The sequence below is a fragment of the Burkholderia sp. AU31624 genome, from assembly GCF_020420065.1.
Taxonomy (GTDB): domain Bacteria; phylum Pseudomonadota; class Gammaproteobacteria; order Burkholderiales; family Burkholderiaceae; genus Burkholderia.
Genome location: NZ_JAIZRT010000005.1, coordinates 1 through 18,535, shown reverse-complemented (window position 1 = coordinate 18,535; position 18,535 = coordinate 1). Strand labels below are relative to the sequence as shown.

Sequence of the window (18,535 nt, the reverse complement as noted above, 5' to 3'; positions counted from 1 at the left end):
ATGGGAATGAATGTGCCTTCGGGCGGGAGCAACGCCGAACCGGAAGTGATGGTCGATATCAACACCACGCCGCTGATCGACGTGATGCTGGTGTTGCTGATCATGCTGATCATCACGATCCCGATTCAGATGCATTCGGTGAAGATGGACCTGCCGGTGGGGAATCCGCCGCCGCCGGCCGCACCGCCGGAAATCGTGCAGATAGATATCGACTTCGACGGCACGACGACATGGAACGGCGCCCCGGTGCCGGACCGCGCGGCGCTCGAGTCGAAACTGACCCAGGTGGCGGCGGAGCCCGTACAGGCGGAGATTCATCTGCGCCCCAACAAGCTGGTGCCGTACAAGGACGTGGCCGCGGTGCTCGCCGCCGCGCAACGCGTGGGCGCGACCAAGATCGGCCTGATCGGTAACGAACAGTTCATGCAATGACGACACGGACGAGCCGATGAACCAGCGACGATGGAAACGGATGATGGCGGTGACGGCGCTCGGCGCGGCAGCCCTGCTCGGCCGCCCGGCGCTACCGGCGGACGCGCTGCGGCCGGACGTGGCGAAACCGTTGGCGGCCGCACAGGAACTGTACCGCGCACACAAGTATCGCGACGCGCTGGGCAAGATCGCCCAGGCGGCCGCCGTGCCGAACCGGACGCCGTACGAAACCACCGTGGTGGAAGAAATGCGCGGGGCGGCAGCGATGGCGGCTGGTGACTCGGGTACGGCCGCGCAGGCGTACGAGAGCGTGCTGAACGCGGGGCGGCTCTCGGGCGACGACGAGCAGAAGACTACGGCGGCGCTCGCCGGCATCTACTTCCAGCAGAAGAACTACCCGCTGGCGATCCGCGTCGCGCAGCGCTACCTGAAGGCGGGTGGCTCGGATCCGGAAATGCGCACGCTGCTCACGCAGTCTTACTACCTGTCAAACGATTGCGCTCCGCTCGTGAACCAGTTGAAAGCGAGCACCGACGCGCAGGCGAATGGCGGACACGCACCGGATGAAGGGCAGTTGCAGATGCTGGCGACCTGCGCGCAGAAAGTGAAGGACGGCAACGCGTATCGCGGTGCGCTCGGGCTGCTGGTGGCTTATCATCCGAGCCCCGCGTACTGGGACGAAATGGTCACGGCCATTCGCGGCAATACCGGGTATCTGCCGTCGCTCGACCTCGACATCTACCGGTTGCGGCGGGCGACGGGCTCGCTCACGACCGCCAACGCGTACATGGAAATGACGCAGCTCGCGCTGGTGGCGGGCTCGGCCGCCGAGGGCAAGCAGGTGATCGACCAGGGGTTCGCATCCGGCGTACTCGGCAAGGACGCGCAGGCGGATCGCGAGAAGCGGCTGCAGGCGCTTGCGGCGAAGCGCGCGCAATCGGGCGGCGACGCCACGACGCCGGCAGCGCCGATCGACGCAGGCATGAACCTCGTCTTCGAGGGCCATGCACAACAGGGGCTGCCGATGATGGAGCAGGCGATCGCGAAGGGCGGCCTCGAGCATCCCGACGCGGCGCGGCTGCGGCTCGGCGAGGCGTATTACGTGGCCGGCCAGAAGGCGCGTGCGGTCCAGGTGCTGCGCACGGTCAAGGGCACCGATGGTTCCGGTGATCTGGCACGGCTCTGGACAGTGGTGGCCTCCCGGTAACGCAACGGAAGTACACGGCCGCGCGCAACGCGAGCGGTCGGAAAGCGGTGTGCCGCCGCGATCGCACCCATGCACGACGGGCATGTCAGCCGATGGAAAGGGGAGACCTTGTTAATTAGTAAACCGAATGAAATGGGCCAGTGCCGCGCGGCCCCACGGCGCCGGTGCGCTGCCGCACCGCGCGTGGCTTGCACGTCGCGACAGCGTGCGGCGGGGGATCGCGCCGGGCCGGCTGCGTCGCGGCATCGGTCGAGGCTTGACGACATCAAACCGATTTCGACTGCGAGGAACCGTCTTTCCATGGTTTTGCCCCCTGATGAGTCGGTGCTCGTCGCCATGTCGCTCGGCAACAAGATCCGGGCGCTACGCCAGCGCCTGAAACTCACGCTCGACGAAACGTCGACGATCGCCGGCATTTCGAAGCCGTTCCTGTCGCAGGTCGAGCGCGGGCGGGCGACGCCGTCGATCACGTCGCTGGTGCGGATCGCGAAGGCGCTGGGCGTGACGATGCAGTACTTCATCGACACGCCGACGGAGGCGCGTTCGGTATGCCGCGGCAACGCGCTGCAGTATTTCCAGTTCACGAACTCGGCCAGCCGGTTCGCCAGGCTGACGAACCTGGTGGACGGCCGCAAGCTCGACGCGATTCTCGTCCGGATGCCGGCGGGGCAGCTGTCGTCCGAGATGACGACGCACGCGGGCGAGGAGTTCGTCTACGTGTTGCGCGGGCAGGTGGCGCTGACGCTCGAGGATTGCACGTTCACGCTGAACGAGGGCGATACCGCGCATTACGAATCGACGATGCCGCATGCGTGGCGCAATACGGCCGACGAAGAGGCGGTGATCGTCTGGGTCGGTACGCCGAGGCTGTTCTAGCGAAAGCGGCCGGCAGGAAGGAGAAGTACCCGGTCGAGGGCAGAGGGTGCGCGGTACGGCGCATGCACAGGTTCGCGTTGTACGGAATCCGCTGCCCGTCGAGCCGGGAAGAAGCAGGCAATGCGCTCAATGTAGGTGTTTAGTATGACGAATCAAAACAGAAAAAGACGGTGATGCCGAATGGCGCTGGTGCTACGAGGCCGATCCGTTCGAGTCGTGGCAGTCGATAGCGTGGCAATCGCGGGTTCCGGTACACGGGCACCCAGGACGCGCAAGGAATTCACAAGGTTCCGGCGCACAGCAGGTGGGGTCTTACTACGAGCGAGAGGGAACAAGATGAAGCAGAGAGTGTTGGCGTTGGCCATCAACAGGATAGTCTGGGCGGAACTCGCGTTGACGGCCGTACTGGCGCCGCCGGCGTTCGCCCAGAGCCAGCCGGCGCCGGGCGCCGTCGCGATCGCGGATGCGGTCGCGAGCGGCGCGCCCGTGACCGTTGCACAGGCGGCCGGCACGGCGGGCAGCGCCGCGGCACCGGACGCCGCGGCGCCCGATGCGGCACCCGGTGCAGCGGCCGACGCGACGCCTGCCGCACCCGCCGCGAACGGGCAGGGCAAGGTCGCGCAGATCAAGCGGTTCGAAGTGACGGGCTCGCTGATCCGGCAAGCCGACAAGACGGGTTTCCAGCAGGTGCAGACGATCACGCCGAAGGAAATCCAGGCCAGCGGCGCGGTGACCGTCGCCGACTTCCTGCGCGATGCGGCAGCCAACTCGGCGAACAGCTGGGGCGAAGGGCAATCGGGCAACTTCGCGGCCGGCGCGGCCGGCATTGCACTGCGCGGCCTCTCGGAGAAGTACACGCTCGTGTTGGTCGATGGCCAGCGCGTCGCGCCGTATGCATTCTTCTCGAACAGCGTCGATTCGTTCTTCGACCTCAACACGATCCCGCTCAACGACATCGAGCGGATCGAAATCGTGAAGACGGGCGCCGTGTCGCAGTACGGTTCGGACGCGATCGGCGGTGTCGTCAACATCATCACGAAACACAATTTCCGCGGCCTGCAGCTCGACGGCAGCCTCGGCAGCGCGATCAACGCCGGCAACGGCGACGGCACGATGAAATTCGGCGTGCTCGGCGGCTTCGGCGACCTGAACGCCGACCGCTTCAACGTGACGGCCGCGCTCAGCTACTACAAGTCGAACGGCTTCACGCTGGCCGACCGTGATTCCACGCGCAACCAGGACTTCACGGGCAAGCCGGGCGGCTTCTCGCTGCTCGCGCCGTCGTACTGGAACATGCCCGACGGCAGTGCGCAGGCGCTGAACGGCGGCTGTCCGTTCGGCGGCTCGGTTCATCCGGCCGCGCCGAATTCGCTGTCGGCCGGGTTGCCGGGCACCATCTGCGGGTACAACACGGCGGAAAGCACGTCGATCCTGCCGATGACCGAGCGCCTGAACGCGAAGCTCCACGGTGACTTCAAAATCGACGACAAGACGACCGCGTTCGCCGACTTTATGGAGAGCTACAACACGACCACGACCAACGACGGCCTGTGGAACAACGTGATCGGCAACTCGCAGAACCCGGCGCTCGTGTGGAATCCGCAGACGAAGCTGCTGTCGCCGTTCAACTACACGGTGCCGGCCAGCAACCCGTACAACACGACCGGCGCGGCCACGCCGCTCACCTACGCGTTTCCGAACACGGTCGCGCAAAAGACCTGGGCCAACTACTGGCGGGCGGCCGCCGGCATCAAGGGGTCGTTCACGCTGCCGTACGGCGACTGGGACTGGGCGACGTCGGTCAGCCATTCGCAGAGCACGGTGTCGAACGTGTTCACGAACCAGCTGAACGTGAATGCGCTGAACAACATCTACCAGAACGGCACGCTGAATTTCGCGAACCCGGCCGCGACGCCGAACGCGTTCAACGGGCTGTTCCAGGAGGCGAACAACCTCGGCATCTCGAAGCTCGACACGATCGATGCGACGCTGTCGACGCCGAACCTGTTCCATCTGCCGGCTGGTGACGTCGGCATCGGCTTCGGCGCGCAGTTCACGCACCAGAGCGAAACGCTGACGCCGGGCTCCGAGTACCTGAGCGGCGCCGTCATCACGCCGGACCTCGAGACGGTGGATGGCCAGCGCAACGTCGCGGCCATCTATTACCAGATCAACATACCGATCATCGAGAACCTGACGTTCAGCCAGGCAGGCCGCTACGATCACTACACCGACGTGGGTGGGGCCTTCTCGCCGCGCTTCGCGTTGCGATACCAGCCGATCAAGGCGCTCACGTTGTATACGTCGTACAACCGCGGCTTCCGCGCGCCGACCTTCGTCGAGGACAGCAAGTCGCAGACGCTCGGCATCCAGGTCGATCCGGCCACCGGCCAGAACTACACGTCGATCACCGTCGGCAATCCGAACCTCGCGCCGGAACGCACGCGCAACCTCAATATCGGCTTCCAGGTCTCGCCGAGCCGTTACACCGACCTCGGCTTCGACTGGTACAAGATCCGCATCGACAACGTGATCGGCCAGGGCAAGCCATCGCAGGTCGTGACCGACCCGACGACCGGCCAGCTGCTGTACAAGGTGATTCCGTACCAGAACCTCGGCTACCTCGACACGAACGGCTTCGAAGGCACGTTCCGCCAGGGCCTGCCGCTGAAGGGCTGGGGCACGATTACGCTGTCGGGCGACTGGGCTTACGTCAACAGCTACAAGATCGGCTTCCCGGGCGCCGCGCCGGTCAACGGCGCGGGCAACAACTTCACGATCACGCAGCCGTTCGGCGGCAGCTTCCCGCGCTGGCGCGGCAACACGACGCTGGACTGGAACTACCGGAAGTTCGATGCGGCGCTGACGTGGCAGTTCACGGGCCCGTACGCGCAGAACCTGATGCCCGAGCCGAGCAAGGTCGGTTCGTACAGCCAGTTCAACCTGATGGTGACGTACACGGGCTTCAAGAACTGGACGATCTACGGCGGTATCGACAACCTCTTCAACCGCACGCCGCCGTACGACCCGATCTTCGCGAACGGCACGCTGAGCCAGAGCGGGTACGACACGTCGGTGTACTCGTACATCGGCCGGTTCGCGCAGGTCGGCGCGACGTACAAGTTCTGACGGCGATCGCGATGCACTGACAGGCTTTGGACAGGCCGCTCCACGTCCACTACCCCCTTTTCGGGGCGGCCTTTTTTCGCCTGGCGCCACGACGGCCCGCAACCGGGACGCGCGGCGGCGCAGTTCATCCGATCGTGAACAGCACGAACCATCCGCGGGACGCGGCCGTATGCGGCGTCCGGCACGGGCATCGACCGCGCGCAGGCTTCACACCCGCACGCTTCCGGACAGACTGACCATGAGACTGTTGAATGGGCGACGGGCACGCGTGCCGCGCCACTCGCACCTGACGCGCACGCACGGGCGGATGCGCACCGCCACGCGCGCCGCGCTGCTCGCGTGCGCCGTGTGGCTCGTGTCGGGCGGCGTCATGCCGCAGGCCGCGCTCGCCGTGCCGGCGATCTCGCAATACGACCATCCGAAGTATCCGCCGGGCTTCGCGCATTTCGACTACGCGAATGCGGATGCGCCGGACAGCGGCACGCTCCAGTTCGAAAACTACGACGAAGCGCAGAGCTACGATTCGCTGAACCCGTTCCTCGTGCGCGGCGCGCCCGCACCGGACATCAAGAACCTGATGTTCGACACGCTGATGCAGCGCAGCTGGGACGAGCTCGCATCCGAATACGCACTGATCGCCGACGACGTCGACATCGCGCCCGACGGACTGTCGGCGACGTTTCACATCAACCCGGCCGCACGTTTCTCGAACGGCGACCCGATCACCGCCGCCGACGTCAAGTATTCGTACGACACGCTGTCGAGCCCGCAGGCGTCGCCGCTGTACAACGCACAGTTTTCGATCATCAAGCGCGCGGTGGTGGTCGACGGCCACACGGTGCGCTTCGAGTTCAAGCACGTGGAGCGCGACGCCGCGCTGATCGCGGGCGACCTGCCGGTGTTCTCGCCGAAATGGGGGCAGCGCCCGGACGGCACGCGACCGCCGTTCGACCAGATCGCGAACGTGCCGCCGATCGCGAGCGGCCCGTACCTGATCGACCAGCGCAGGAACGACAAGCAGATCAGCTACGTGCGTAACCCGCACTACTGGGCGGCGAACCTGCCGTCGCGACGCGGCATGTTCCGCTTCGCACACGTGTCGTTCAAACTGTACCTGGATCAATACACGGCGCTCGAAGCGTTCAAGGCCGGCGACATCGACGCGCGCATGGAATACAGCGCGACGCAGTGGGCGCGCAAGTACGTCGGCAAGAATTTTCGCAACGGCATGCTGACGCGCGGCGAGTTTCCCGACGGCCCCGCGCAGATGCAGGGTTTTCTGATGAACATGCGCAAGCCGATGTTCCAGGACGTGCGGGTGCGGCATGCGCTCGCGCTGGCGTTCGATTTCGACTGGATGAGCCGGATGATGTTCTACGGGCAGTATCGCCGTACCAACAGCTTCTGGGAGGCGAGCCCGTTCGCGGCATCCGGCATGCCGAGCGGGAAGGAGCTGGCGCTGCTCGAACCGTTCCGTTCGACGCTGCCGCCCGAGGTGTTCGGCCCGATGGTCCGGCAGCCGTCGACGCTGCCGCCGAACTCGCTGCGCGCGAACCTGAAGGAGGCGCGCGACCTGCTCGCGCAGGCCGGCTGGCATTACCGCGACGGCGCGCTGCGCGACGCGAACGGCACGCCGATGACGATCGAGATCATCGACGACCAGCCCGGCATGGACCGCCTGATCCTGCCGTACACGCAGGCGCTCGCGATGCTCGGCATCCACGCGTATCTCCACGAGATCGACAGCGCGCTCTACCTGAAGCGGCTCGACAATTTCGAGTACGACATGACCACGTACATCTACCTGCCCGTGACGATTCCGGGCGCGGAGCTGACGCGCCGCTTCGGCAGCGCGGCCGCGTCGCAACCGGGCTCCGAGAACTATCCGGGCGTGAAATCGAAGGCCGTCGATGCGCTGATCCGCGCGGCGCTCGCGGCCGACACGCTCGACGATCTCGAGACGGCCACGCACGCGCTCGACCGCGTGCTGATCAACCTGTACGCACTGATCCCGCAGTACTACCTGCCGAATGCGCGGATCGCGTACAAGGCGACGCTCGGCCACCCGGCGATCGTGCCGGACTCCTATCAATACGAGGACTGGATCATCGACTACTGGTACGTGAAGCAACCGGCGGCGAAACCCGCGCCGGCCGCCTGACGGAGGAACGACGATGCTGGCATACATACTCAGGCGCTTGCTGCTGATGATCCCGACGCTGATCGGGGTGGTGACGATCACGTTCGCGGTCACGCAGTTCGTGCCGGGCGGCCCGGTCGAACAGGTGCTCGCGCAGTTGCGCCACGGCAGTGCGCGCGGCGGGGAGGCGGGCGGCGCAGGGGGATACCACGGCAGCCAGGGCGTCGACCCGCAGCAGATCGAGCAGATCCGCAAGCAGTTCGGCTTCGACCGGCCGCCGCTCGAACGCTACGTGCTGATGCTGAAAAGCTATGCGACGTTCGACCTCGGCCAGTCCTATTTCGCGCACCGCAGCGTGTGGGCGGTGATCCGCTCGAAGCTGCCGGTGTCGATCACGCTCGGGATGTGGACGGTGATCCTCACGTACCTGGTGTCGGTGCCGCTCGGCATCGCGAAGGCGGTGCGCAACGGGTCGCGGTTCGACACCGTGACGAGCGTGCTGGTGCTGGCAGGCTACGCGGTGCCGGGCTTCGTGCTCGGCGTGCTGCTGCTGATGCTGTTCGGCGGCGGCACGTTCTGGCAGGTGTTCCCGATGCGCGGGCTCACGTCCGACAACTTCGACGACCTGACGCTGATCGGCAAGGCGCTCGACTATCTGTGGCACGTCGTGATGCCGGTGACGGCGTCGGTCGTCGGCAACTTCGCGATCGTCACGATCCTGACCAAGAACACGTTCCTCGAGGAAATCGGCCGGCAGTACGTGCTGACCGCGCGCGCGAAGGGCGCGCCGGAGCGCGACGTGCTGTGGAAGCACGTGCTGCGCAATGCGGCGATCCCGTTGCTCACGGGGCTGCCGGCCGCGTTCGTCGGCGCCTTCCTGAACGGCAACCTGCTGATCGAGACGCTGTTCTCGCTCGACGGCATGGGGCAACTGTCGTACGACTCGGTGATCCGCCGCGACTATCCGGTCGTGCTCGGCTCGCTGTTCCTGTTCACGCTGATCGGCCTGCTGACCAAACTCATCGCGGATATCTGCTATGTCCTCGTCGACCCCCGTATCCAGTTCAACCGCCTGGACCACTGACCAGGCCTGCGCCGCGTGCGCGGCCTCGCCGTCGCCGTGGCGGCGCACGTGGCTGCGCTTTCGCGCGCAGCCGCTCGGCTACTGGAGCCTCGTGATCTTCGCGGTGCTGTTCGCGCTCAGCCTCGGTGCGGACCTGCTGTCGAACGACCGGCCGCTGATCGTGCGCTACGACGGGCACTATTATTTCCCGATCGTGAAGGACTATCCGGAGACGGCGTTCGGCGGCGACTTTCCCGCGATGACGAACTATCTCGATCCGTATATCCGCACGAAGATCGAGTCGCACGGCAACTTCGCGATCTATCCGCCGAACCGGTACCGCTACGACACGATCGACTATTTCGCGTCGCGGCCTTATCCGGCGCCGCCGTCGTCGAGCAACTGGCTCGGCACCGACCAGTTCGGCCGCGACGTGCTCGCGCGGCTGCTGTACGGGTTCCGGCTGTCGGTGCTGATGGCGTTCGCGCTGACCGTATCGGGCGTGCTGGTCGGCGTGCTGACGGGCGCGCTGCAAGGCTTCTACGGCGGCCGCACCGACCTGGTCGGGCAGCGCCTGATCGAGATCTGGAGCGCGTTGCCGGACCTGTACCTGCTGATCATCTTCGCGTCGATCTTCACGCCGTCGCTGTGGCTGCTGTTCATCCTGCTGTCGATGTTCGGCTGGCTCGTGCTGTCCGACTACGTGCGCGCCGAATTCCTGCGCAACCGCGCGCTCGACTATGTGAAAGCGGCGCGCACGATGGGGCTGACCAACGCACAGATCATGTGGCGCCACGTGCTGCCGAACAGCCTCACGCCGGTGATCACGTTCCTGCCGTTCCGGATGAGCGCGGCGATCCTGTCGCTGACGAGCCTCGATTTCCTCGGCCTCGGCGTGCCGCCGCCGACGCCGAGCCTCGGCGAGCTGCTGCAGGAGGGCAAGAACAACCTCGATGCGTGGTGGATCTCGATCGCGGCGTTCGCGGCGCTGGTGGTGACGCTGCTGCTGCTCACCTTCATGGGCGATGCGCTGCGCAACGCGCTCGATACACGCACGCGCGGTTCGGCATTCGGCGGAGGGCGGTGATGACGAGACCGTTGCTGCAGATCGACGGGTTTTCCGCGCATTTCGGCGCGAGCGCGGCCGTACAGGATCTGAGCCTGTCGATCGGCCGCGGCGAGCGCGTGGCGCTCGTCGGCGAATCGGGGTCGGGCAAGAGCGTGACCGCACTGTCGATCCTGCGGCTCGCGCAGCAGGCGACGCTGTCGGGGCGGATGCTGTTCGACGGCGAGGATCTGCTCGCGAAGAGCGAGCAGCAGATGCGAGGGATTCGCGGCGCCGATATCGCGATGGTGTTCCAGGAGCCGATGACCGCGCTCAATCCGCTGTATACGATCGGCAAGCAGATCGCCGAGAGCCTGCGGCTGCACGAGGGGCTGCGTCCAGGCGACGCGCGTGAGCGCGGGATCGCGCTGCTGCGGCGCACCGGGATTCCCGAGCCGGAGCGGCGCATCGACAGCTTTCCGCACCAGTTGTCGGGCGGGCAGCGGCAACGCGCGATGATCGCGATGGCGCTGGCGTGCCGGCCGCGCCTGCTGCTGGCGGACGAGCCGACCACCGCGCTCGACGTGACGGTGCGCCAGCAGATCGTCGACCTGCTGATCGAGCTGCAGGAGCAGGAGGCCGCCGCGCGCGGGATGGCCGTGCTGCTGATCACGCACGACCTGAACCTCGTGCGGCGCTTCGCTCAGCGTGTGGCCGTGATGGAGAAGGGCGTGTTGGTGGAGACCAACACGACCGCCGCACTGTTCGCGGCGCCGCAACATCCGTATACGCGCCGGTTGCTCGACAGCGCGCCGCAACGGGCGGTCGAGCCGGTCGCCGCCGGCGCGCAGACGATCCTCGACGTGCAGCACCTCGCCGTCGACTACCGCATCGCGGCGAAGGGCTGGCGCTCGGTGCTCGGCAAGACGACGTTCCGCGCGGTGCACGACGTGCAGCTGAGCCTGAAGCGCGGCGAAACGCTCGGGATCGTCGGCGAGTCGGGCTCGGGGAAATCGACGCTCGCGTCGGCCGTGCTCGGGCTGCAGCGGCCGGCGTCGGGCGGGATCGAGATCGACGGGATGCCGCTGGCGTCGCTGCGCACGACGCAGGGCCGGCGCACGCTGTACGGGCGCATGCAGGTGGTGTTCCAGGATCCGTTCGGCTCGCTGTCGCCGCGCATGACGGTCGAGCAGATCGTCGGCGAGGGGCTCGCCGTGCACCGGCCGCAGGTGGCCGGCGACGCGCGGCGCGCGCGCATCGCCGCGCTGCTGCAGGAGGTGGGCATGCCGCCCGAGGCGATGCTGCGCTATCCGCACGAGTTTTCCGGCGGGCAGCGGCAGCGGATCGCGATCGCGCGGGCGCTGGCGGTGGAGCCGGAACTGCTGGTGCTCGACGAGCCGACGAGCGCGCTCGACGTGTCGATCCAGAAGCAGGTGCTGAATCTGCTGACGAATCTCCAAAAGAAGTACAAACTCAGCTACCTGTTCATCACGCACGATCTGGCGGTGATGCGCGCGATGGCCCACCGGGTCATCGTGATGAAGGCGGGGCGCGTGGTCGAGGCGGGCGAGACGCTCGACGTACTGCACGCGCCATCCCATCCGTATACGCGGGCGCTGCTCGCGTCGTCCATGCTGGCGCCCGAGCGCGGCCCGCAGGAGAGGCAAGAGAGAGCCGATGATTGACGAGAACCGGGCGCCGGGCGCCCGAGCCGTGCAGGCAGCACAGGGGTTGCGCAGCGACGCCGATTTCTGGTCGCTGCGCATCGTCGACGAGACGATCGACGAATACGCGGTGCGCAACGACGTCGCGCAGCCGTTTTCGCGCACGCGCGAGCGCGGTGCGATGCTGACGGCCTGGGCCGGCACGGGCGCCGGCTATGCGGCGACGCCCGACCTGTCCCCGGCCGGGCTGCAGGCAGCGCTCGACATCGCGACCGCGCGGGCCCGGGCCAGCGCGCCGTGGGCGCTGGTCGATCATCGCCAGGCCGCGCGTCCGCAGGCGAGCGGCACCTATGCGTCGCCCGATGTCGATGCGACGCTGCCGTCGCGCGCGGAATGGATCGAGCGTCTCGCGCACGAATGTGCGGCGGCAAACCTCGGCGCGCGCATCGTCGAGCGTTCGGCGAGCGTGATGATCGTGCACACCGAGCAGTATTACGTGACGAGCGACGGTGTACGGATCGACCAGCGCTTCCGCTTCCTGATGCCCGAGCTGCAAGCCGTCGCCCATGGCGACGGCGACACGCAGACGCGCTCGCTCGGCCAATCGGGCACGCTGGCGCAGGGCGGCATCGACGTGCTGGCGCGCTACGGCTTCGACGGCGCCGGCGCGCGTGTGGCCGACGAGGCGCTGCAGTTGCTCGCCGCGCCGAACTGCCCGACCGGTCGGCGCGACCTGCTGCTGATGCCGGACCAGATGATGCTGCAGATCCACGAGTCGATCGGCCATCCGCTCGAACTCGACCGGATTCTCGGCGACGAGCGCAACTTCGCCGGATCGAGCTTCGTCAGGCCGGAGATGGTCGGCCACTATCAGTATGGTTCGCCGCTGCTGAACGTCACGTTCGATCCGGAGCCGACGGCCGAAGCCGCGTCCTACGCATTCGACGACGACGGCACGCCGGCGCGCAAGCAGTACCTGATCCGCAACGGCGTGCTCGAACGGCTGCTCGGCGGGGCGCTGTCGCAGCAGCGCGCGGGCCTGCCGGGCGTCGCCAACTCGCGCGCGTCGAGCTGGAACCGCGCGCCGATCGACCGGATGGCGAACCTGAACGTCGAACCCGGCGACCAGTCGCTCGATGCGCTGATCGCGGGCACGGAGCACGGGATCCTGATGCGCACCAACACGTCCTGGTCGATCGACGACCACCGCAACAAATTCCAGTTCGGCTGCGAGTTCGGGCAACTGATCGAGAACGGCCGGCTCACGCGGGTCGTCAAGCGCCCGAACTACCGCGGCATCTCCGCCCAGTTCTGGCGCAGCCTGCGCGCGGTCGGCGATGCGGGCACGTTCGGCATCTACGGTACGCCGTACTGCGGGAAGGGCGAGCCTGCACAGATCATCCGTGTCGGCCACGCCGCGCCGGCCTGCGTGTTCGCCGGCGTCGACGTCTTCGGAGGCGCGTGATGACGGGATTCGATCCGATGGCCCGCCAGGCCGGAATCGACTGGCACGCGTATTTCGCCCGGCTCGCCGACGCTACGCAACGGCTGACCGCACCGACCGAAACCATCCTGCTCGGCTTCTCCGGCGAAACGTCCGACTTCATCCGTTTCAATGGCGGCAGGATTCGCCAGACCGGGCGCGTCACGCAGGGGCGGCTGTCCGTGCGGCTCATCGACGGCGCGCGGCAGGCGCACTCGACGCTGACCGTCTGCGGCGATCCGGCGGCCGACCTGCGCGAACTGGCGGACGCGCTGGCCGTGCTGCGCGACGGCCTGCGCGATGCGCAGGACGATCCGCACCTGCTGTTCGATACCTCGTCGTGGGTGCAGGAAACGCGCCGCACCGGGCGCTTGCCGAATGTGGACGGGCTCGCGCGAATCGTGGCTGAATGCGCGCGCGGGCTCGACTTCGTCGGCTTTTACGCGGGCGGCACGCTGGCGCGCGGCTTCGCGTCGTCGACCGGCAGCCGCGGCTGGTACGAGGTCGAGAATTTCAACTTCAGCTGGTCGCTGTACGACCCGAGCGGCCGCGCGATCAAGACCGTCTATGCGGGCGACGACTGGCGCGATGCGGCGTTCGCGGCGAAGGTCGACGCGGCCGCCGCGCGGCTGCCCGTGCTCGGCCGCACGCCGAAGGCGCTTGCGCCCGGGCGCTACCGCGCGTATTTCGCGCCGGACGCCATTCACGAGATGACGAGCCTGCTCGGCTGGAGCGGCTTTTCGGCGCGCGCGGTGACGAGCGCCCGCAGCCCGCTGCATCGCCTATACGCCGGCGAGGTCGCGCTCGATCCGCGCGTGTCGATCACCGAGGATTTCACGCTGGGCCTCGCGCCGGCGTTCAATGCCGATGGCTACCGGCGCGACAGCGTGCCGCTCGTCGTCGAAGGGCGGGGCGCCGGGCAGCTCGTCTGTGCACGCACCGCGCGCGAGCAAGGGGGCACGCCGAACGGAGCGGACAACGGCGAAGCGCCGCAGTCGCTGACGATCGCCGGCGGCACGCTCGCCGATGCCGACGTGCTGGACGCGCTCGACACGGGGCTCTACGTCGGCAACCTCTGGTACCTGAACTTCTCGGACCCGATCGCGTGCCGGATGACGGGGATGACGCGGTTCGCGACTTTCTGGGTCGAAGGCGGGCGCATCGTCGCGCCGGTCGATGCGATGCGGTTCGACGACAGCTTCTACCGGCTGTTCGGGTCGGAGCTCGAGCAACTCGGCGCGGTGCCGGCGCTGCTCGCGAGCGACGACACGTACGGCGAGCGCGCCACCGGAGGCGCGCAGCTGCCGGGGCTGCTCGCGCGTTCATTCGAGCTCACGCTGTAGCGCGTTCGCGGACCCTCGCCGATGCCGTCATTCTTCATCGACCGTCCCGTCTTTGCGTGGATCGTCGCGCTCGCGATCGTCGTCGCGGGCGTGCTGGCCATTCCACAACTGCCGATCGCGCAGTATCCGCGCCTGGCGCCGCCGCGGGTCGTGGTCACCGCGTCCTATCCGGGCGCGTCGACCGAGACGGTCGATGCCGACGTCGGCAGCATCATCGAGGAAAGCCTTGATGGCGCCGACGGGCTGCTGTACTACGAGACCAGCAGCGATGGCCACGGCAACCTCGAGATCGACGTGACGTTTGCGCCGAGCACCGATCCGGACATCGCGCTCGTCGACGTCAACAACCGGTTGAAGCAGGTCGAGCCGCGGCTGCCGCAGCAGGTCGTCCAGCAGGGGATCGGCGTGTTCAAGGCGGCGAACACGTTCCTGATGCTCGTCACGCTGACGTCGACCGACGGCACGCGCGATTCCGCGCAGCTCGGCGATTACCTGAACCGCTACGTGCTGCGCGAGCTGAAGCGCGCGCCGGGGGTGGGCGCGGCCGAGCTTTGGGATGCCGACGAGGCGCTGCGGGTCTGGCTCGATCCGGTCAAGTTGCGCGAATACGATCTCGGCGCCGACGACGTGATCACGGCGATCAGCGCGCAGAACGCGACGGTCACGGCCGGTGCGATCGGCGACGCGCCGTTCGTGCGCGGCCAGCAGCTCACCGCGACGGTCGTGGTCAAGGGCCAGCTCACGTCGCCCGAGGAGTTCGGCCGGATCGTGCTGAAGTCGAAACAGGACGGCTCGGTGGTGCGTGTTGGCGATGTCGCGCGCGTCGAGATCGGTCGCGACGACTATTCGTTCTATTCGCGGCTGAACGGCCGGCCGGCCGCGACGGTCGGCATCCAGTTGGGCCCGCGCGGCAACGCGCTCGAAACGTCGAATGCGATCCGCGCGCGGCTCGCGGAACTCTCGCGGACGCTGCCGCCGGGCGTCGCGGTCGAGATTCCGTTCGACGGCGCGCACTTCGTCAAGATCGCGATCCACGAAGTCGTGCTGACGCTCGTCGAGGCCGTCGTGCTGGTGTTCTGCGTGATGTGGCTGTTCCTGCGCGACCTGCGCTACACGCTGGTGCCGACCGTCGTGATTCCGGTCACGCTGATGGGTGCGTTCGTCGCGATGTGGGCGTTCGGGCTGTCGATCAACGTATTCACGATGTTCGGCCTCGTGCTGGCGATCGGCATCCTGGTCGACGATGCGATCGTCGTCGTCGAGAGCGTGCATCGCGTGATGGAAGAGGGCGTGTCGCCGCGCGACGCCACGCGCCGGGCCATGAAGCGGATCGGCGGGGCGATCGTCGGCGTGACCGCGGTGCTGACCGCCGTATTCGTGCCGATGGCGTTTTTCCCGGGCAGCGTCGGCGGCATCTACCGGCAGTTCGCGGTGGCGATGATCGCGTCGATGCTGGTGTCGTCGTTCATGGCGCTGTCGCTCACGCCCGCGCTGTGCGCGAACCTGCTGAAGCCGGTCGCGCGGCACGATCGCGGCGCCGGCCGTGCGCGGCGACGCGGCATCGGCGCGCGTCTGGCCGACCGGTTCGGTACGGCTTTCGCGCGCGCCGAAACCGGTTATCGCCGCGTCGCCGTGTTTGCGGTGCGCCGCACCGGCATGGTCGTGGCCGTCTATGTGGTGCTCGTGATCGGGTGCGGGCTGCTGTACTGGATGATGCCGGGCGGTTTCCTGCCGACCGAGGACCAGGGGCAACTGCAGGTGATGATCCAGTTGCCGGCGGGCGCCACGCAGGCGCGCACGCTCGCGGTCGTCGAGCGGGTGGAGGCCATCTTGCACGGGGAGCCGGCGATCGCGAACGTGACGAGCGTGATCGGCTGGAGCTTCGTGGGTAGCGGACAGAACGTCGGGATGGCGTTCGTGGAACTGAAGGACTGGGCGAAGCGCGACGTCGATGCGATGGCGTTGCGCGACCGGCTCAACGGGCGCTTCAGTGCGATCCTCGACGGCGACGTCGAGGCGGCGCTGCCGCCTTCGGTGCGCGGCATCGGGCATTCGGACGGCTTCACGTTCCGGCTCGAGGATCGAGGCGGGGTCGGGCTCGATGCGTTGAAGGCGGCCCGCGAGCAGCTTGCCGAGCGTGCGAAGGCGAGTCCATTGCTCTCGGCCGTGCATTTCGAAGACCTGCCGGATGCACCGCGTATCGAGCTCGATGTCGACCGCGCGAAGGCGTACGCGCTCGGCGTGCCGTTCGAGCGGATCGCGGGGCTCTTGGGCGGCACGTTCGGCTCGAACTACATCAACGACTTTCCGGCGTCGGGCCGGATGCGACGGGTGATCATCGAGGCCGATCCGGTTGCACGCGCGACCGATACGCAGCTGATGGCGCTGACCGTGCCGAACCGTACCGGCGACATGGTGCCGCTGTCGGCCATTGCCGCGCCGCACTGGACGATCGGGCCGGTGATGCTGAACCGGTACAACGGCTATCCGTCGCTCGACATCAGCGGCCGGGCGGCGACCGGCACGAGTTCGGGCGCGGCGATGGCGGAGATGGAGCGGCTTGCCGCTGCGCTGCCGGCCGGGATCGGCTTCGACTGGGTCGATGCGGCGCGCGAGGAGCAGGTTGCCGCGCGGCAGACGCCGCTGCTCGTCGGGTTGTCGGTGCTCGCGGTTTTCATGGCGCTGGCCGCGCTGTACGAAAGCTGGACGATTCCGCTGTCCGTGCTGACGATCGTGCCGCTCGGCATGATGGGTGCGATCGCGGCGGCGCTCGCGCGCGGGATGCCGAACGACGTGTATTTCAAGGTCGGGATGATTACCGTGGTCGGGCTGGCGGCGAAGAACGCGATCCTGATCGTGCAATACGCGCGTGACCTGGTCGTGCAGGGCGTGCCGTTGCGGCAGGCGGTGGTCGACGCGGCCGCCGCGCGATTCCGGCCGATCGTGATGACGTCGATGGCGTTCCTTCTGGGCGTCGTGCCGCTCGTGCTGGCAACGGGCGCGGGGGCGGAAAGCCGGCGGTCGATCGGCACGGGCGCGTTCGGCGGTGTGCTGGCGGCGACGGTGTTCGGGCTCGTGTTCGCGCCGGTGGCGTTTCGGGTCGTGGCGTCGGTCGGGCGACGCGGACGGCGGGTGGCGGTGGCGAAGCGGGACGATCGTCAGGCGGAGGTGGTGGGGGAGTGAGGTCGCTTCGACAGGTGATTTTCGAGCGTTGTGTTGATTAAATGCGATTACCGTGCAGACGGTTCACCGACATTTCAATTCAAGGAGACGAATTCAGACCATGTCCTACGTTCTGTATTACTCGCCCGGCGCGGCAAGCATGGCCGTGCACTGGATGTTGATCGAACTCGGCGTGCCGTTCGAAACGCGCCTCGTCGATATCGATACGGGGGCGCAGCATACGCCCGAGTACCTGCGGTTGAATCCCGCGGGCCGAGTGCCGACGCTGGTCGTCGATGGCAAACCGCGGACCGAATCGGCCGCGTTGCTGATGCTGCTCGCCGAACGCCATCCGGAGCCGCGCCTGGCTCCGGATCCGGGCTCGCCTGAACGTGCCGCGTGGTTGGAGATGATGATCTATCTCGCCAATTCCGTCTTGCCGGCGATGCGAAACTGGTTTTATGCGGAGACGGATGGCGATCCGCGATGCGCTGACATGGTGAAAGTTTTTTCGCAGGGGCAAGTCGAGGGGGCGATGGCGCATCTCGACGATCTGCTGTCCGATGGCCGCTCGTATTTGATCGACGATCGGTTGAGCACGGTCGACTTCCTGGCGCTGATGCTCATGCGCTGGACGCGCAACATGCCGCGTCCGGCAACGACGTGGGTGAATCTGGCGCGCTATATCCACGCGCTTCGCGCGTTGCCGACGTTCATCGAGTTGAACGCGCGCGAAGGACTGACGGAGTGGTTGAATCCGGTTGCCTGAGCGTTTTCGAACGCGCTCAAAAGTGCGGCAGCGGTCGGTTGAAGGCTGCTTGTCGTGGGGTTTGGGGCTGAAATATAGTATTTGACATAATCAACATTATCGACGGATTTGCTTGTAGTGGCTAGATTGAAATGTCCGCTTTTGGCTACATAGAAATGTCCGCTTTCGGGCCGCGTAAGCTGTTCGGTCGCCGGGTGTCCGGCGCCGGAGGCTGCGATGGCT

Annotated in this window: 12 protein-coding genes; all 12 read left to right on the top strand. The window is 67.1% G+C overall.

The window, feature by feature from the left end; all coding sequences use genetic code 11:
- The 12 genes from LGM89_RS19080 (at position 1) to LGM89_RS19025 (ending at position 18,313) form a co-directional block, all read left to right on the top strand.
- On the top strand, positions 1–432 hold the full coding sequence (locus LGM89_RS19080; protein ID WP_089440151.1) for an ExbD/TolR family protein: 432 nt from the start codon (positions 1–3) through the stop codon (positions 430–432).
- Positions 433–448: 16 nt separating this feature from the next.
- Positions 449–1,639, top strand: coding sequence for a tetratricopeptide repeat protein (locus LGM89_RS19075; protein WP_226273661.1), 1,191 nt, complete (start codon positions 449–451; stop codon positions 1,637–1,639).
- A 300-nt stretch (positions 1,640–1,939) separates the two neighbouring features.
- Complete coding sequence (locus LGM89_RS19070; protein ID WP_011352155.1) at positions 1,940–2,515, top strand: helix-turn-helix domain-containing protein; 576 nt, start codon at positions 1,940–1,942, stop codon at positions 2,513–2,515.
- A gap of 336 nt (positions 2,516–2,851) precedes the next feature.
- Complete coding sequence (locus LGM89_RS19065) at positions 2,852–5,644, top strand: TonB-dependent receptor (protein ID WP_226273660.1); 2,793 nt, start codon at positions 2,852–2,854, stop codon at positions 5,642–5,644.
- A 238-nt stretch (positions 5,645–5,882) separates the two neighbouring features.
- Positions 5,883–7,805, top strand: a complete 1,923-nt coding sequence (locus tag LGM89_RS19060) for an extracellular solute-binding protein (protein ID WP_226273659.1) — start codon at positions 5,883–5,885, stop codon at positions 7,803–7,805.
- A gap of 13 nt (positions 7,806–7,818) precedes the next feature.
- Positions 7,819–8,868, top strand: a complete 1,050-nt coding sequence (locus LGM89_RS19055) for a microcin C ABC transporter permease YejB (protein WP_089494911.1) — start codon at positions 7,819–7,821, stop codon at positions 8,866–8,868.
- Positions 8,822–9,934, top strand: a complete 1,113-nt coding sequence (locus tag LGM89_RS19050) for an ABC transporter permease (protein WP_226273658.1) — start codon at positions 8,822–8,824, stop codon at positions 9,932–9,934. Before LGM89_RS19055 ends, LGM89_RS19050 begins: the two co-directional genes overlap by 47 nt.
- The gene (locus tag LGM89_RS19045; protein WP_226273657.1) at positions 9,934–11,577 is read left to right on the top strand and encodes an ABC transporter ATP-binding protein; all 1,644 of its coding nucleotides are present in this window, start codon (positions 9,934–9,936) and stop codon (positions 11,575–11,577) included. Before LGM89_RS19050 ends, LGM89_RS19045 begins: the two co-directional genes overlap by 1 nt.
- Positions 11,570–13,021 carry a TldD/PmbA family protein gene (locus LGM89_RS19040; RefSeq protein ID WP_226273656.1) on the top strand — a complete coding sequence of 484 codons (1,452 nt, stop codon included), beginning with the start codon at positions 11,570–11,572 and terminating at the stop codon, positions 13,019–13,021. Before LGM89_RS19045 ends, LGM89_RS19040 begins: the two co-directional genes overlap by 8 nt.
- The gene (locus LGM89_RS19035) at positions 13,021–14,382 is read left to right on the top strand and encodes a metallopeptidase TldD-related protein (protein ID WP_226273655.1); all 1,362 of its coding nucleotides are present in this window, start codon (positions 13,021–13,023) and stop codon (positions 14,380–14,382) included. The genes LGM89_RS19040 and LGM89_RS19035 overlap by 1 nt, the downstream gene beginning before the upstream one ends.
- A gap of 21 nt (positions 14,383–14,403) precedes the next feature.
- Entirely contained in the window at positions 14,404–17,565 is a 3,162-nt protein-coding gene (locus LGM89_RS19030) for a multidrug efflux RND transporter permease subunit (protein WP_226273654.1), read from the top strand.
- A gap of 100 nt (positions 17,566–17,665) precedes the next feature.
- Complete coding sequence (locus tag LGM89_RS19025; protein WP_226207722.1) at positions 17,666–18,313, top strand: glutathione S-transferase family protein; 648 nt, start codon at positions 17,666–17,668, stop codon at positions 18,311–18,313.
- The last annotated feature ends 222 nt before the right edge of the window (positions 18,314–18,535 follow it).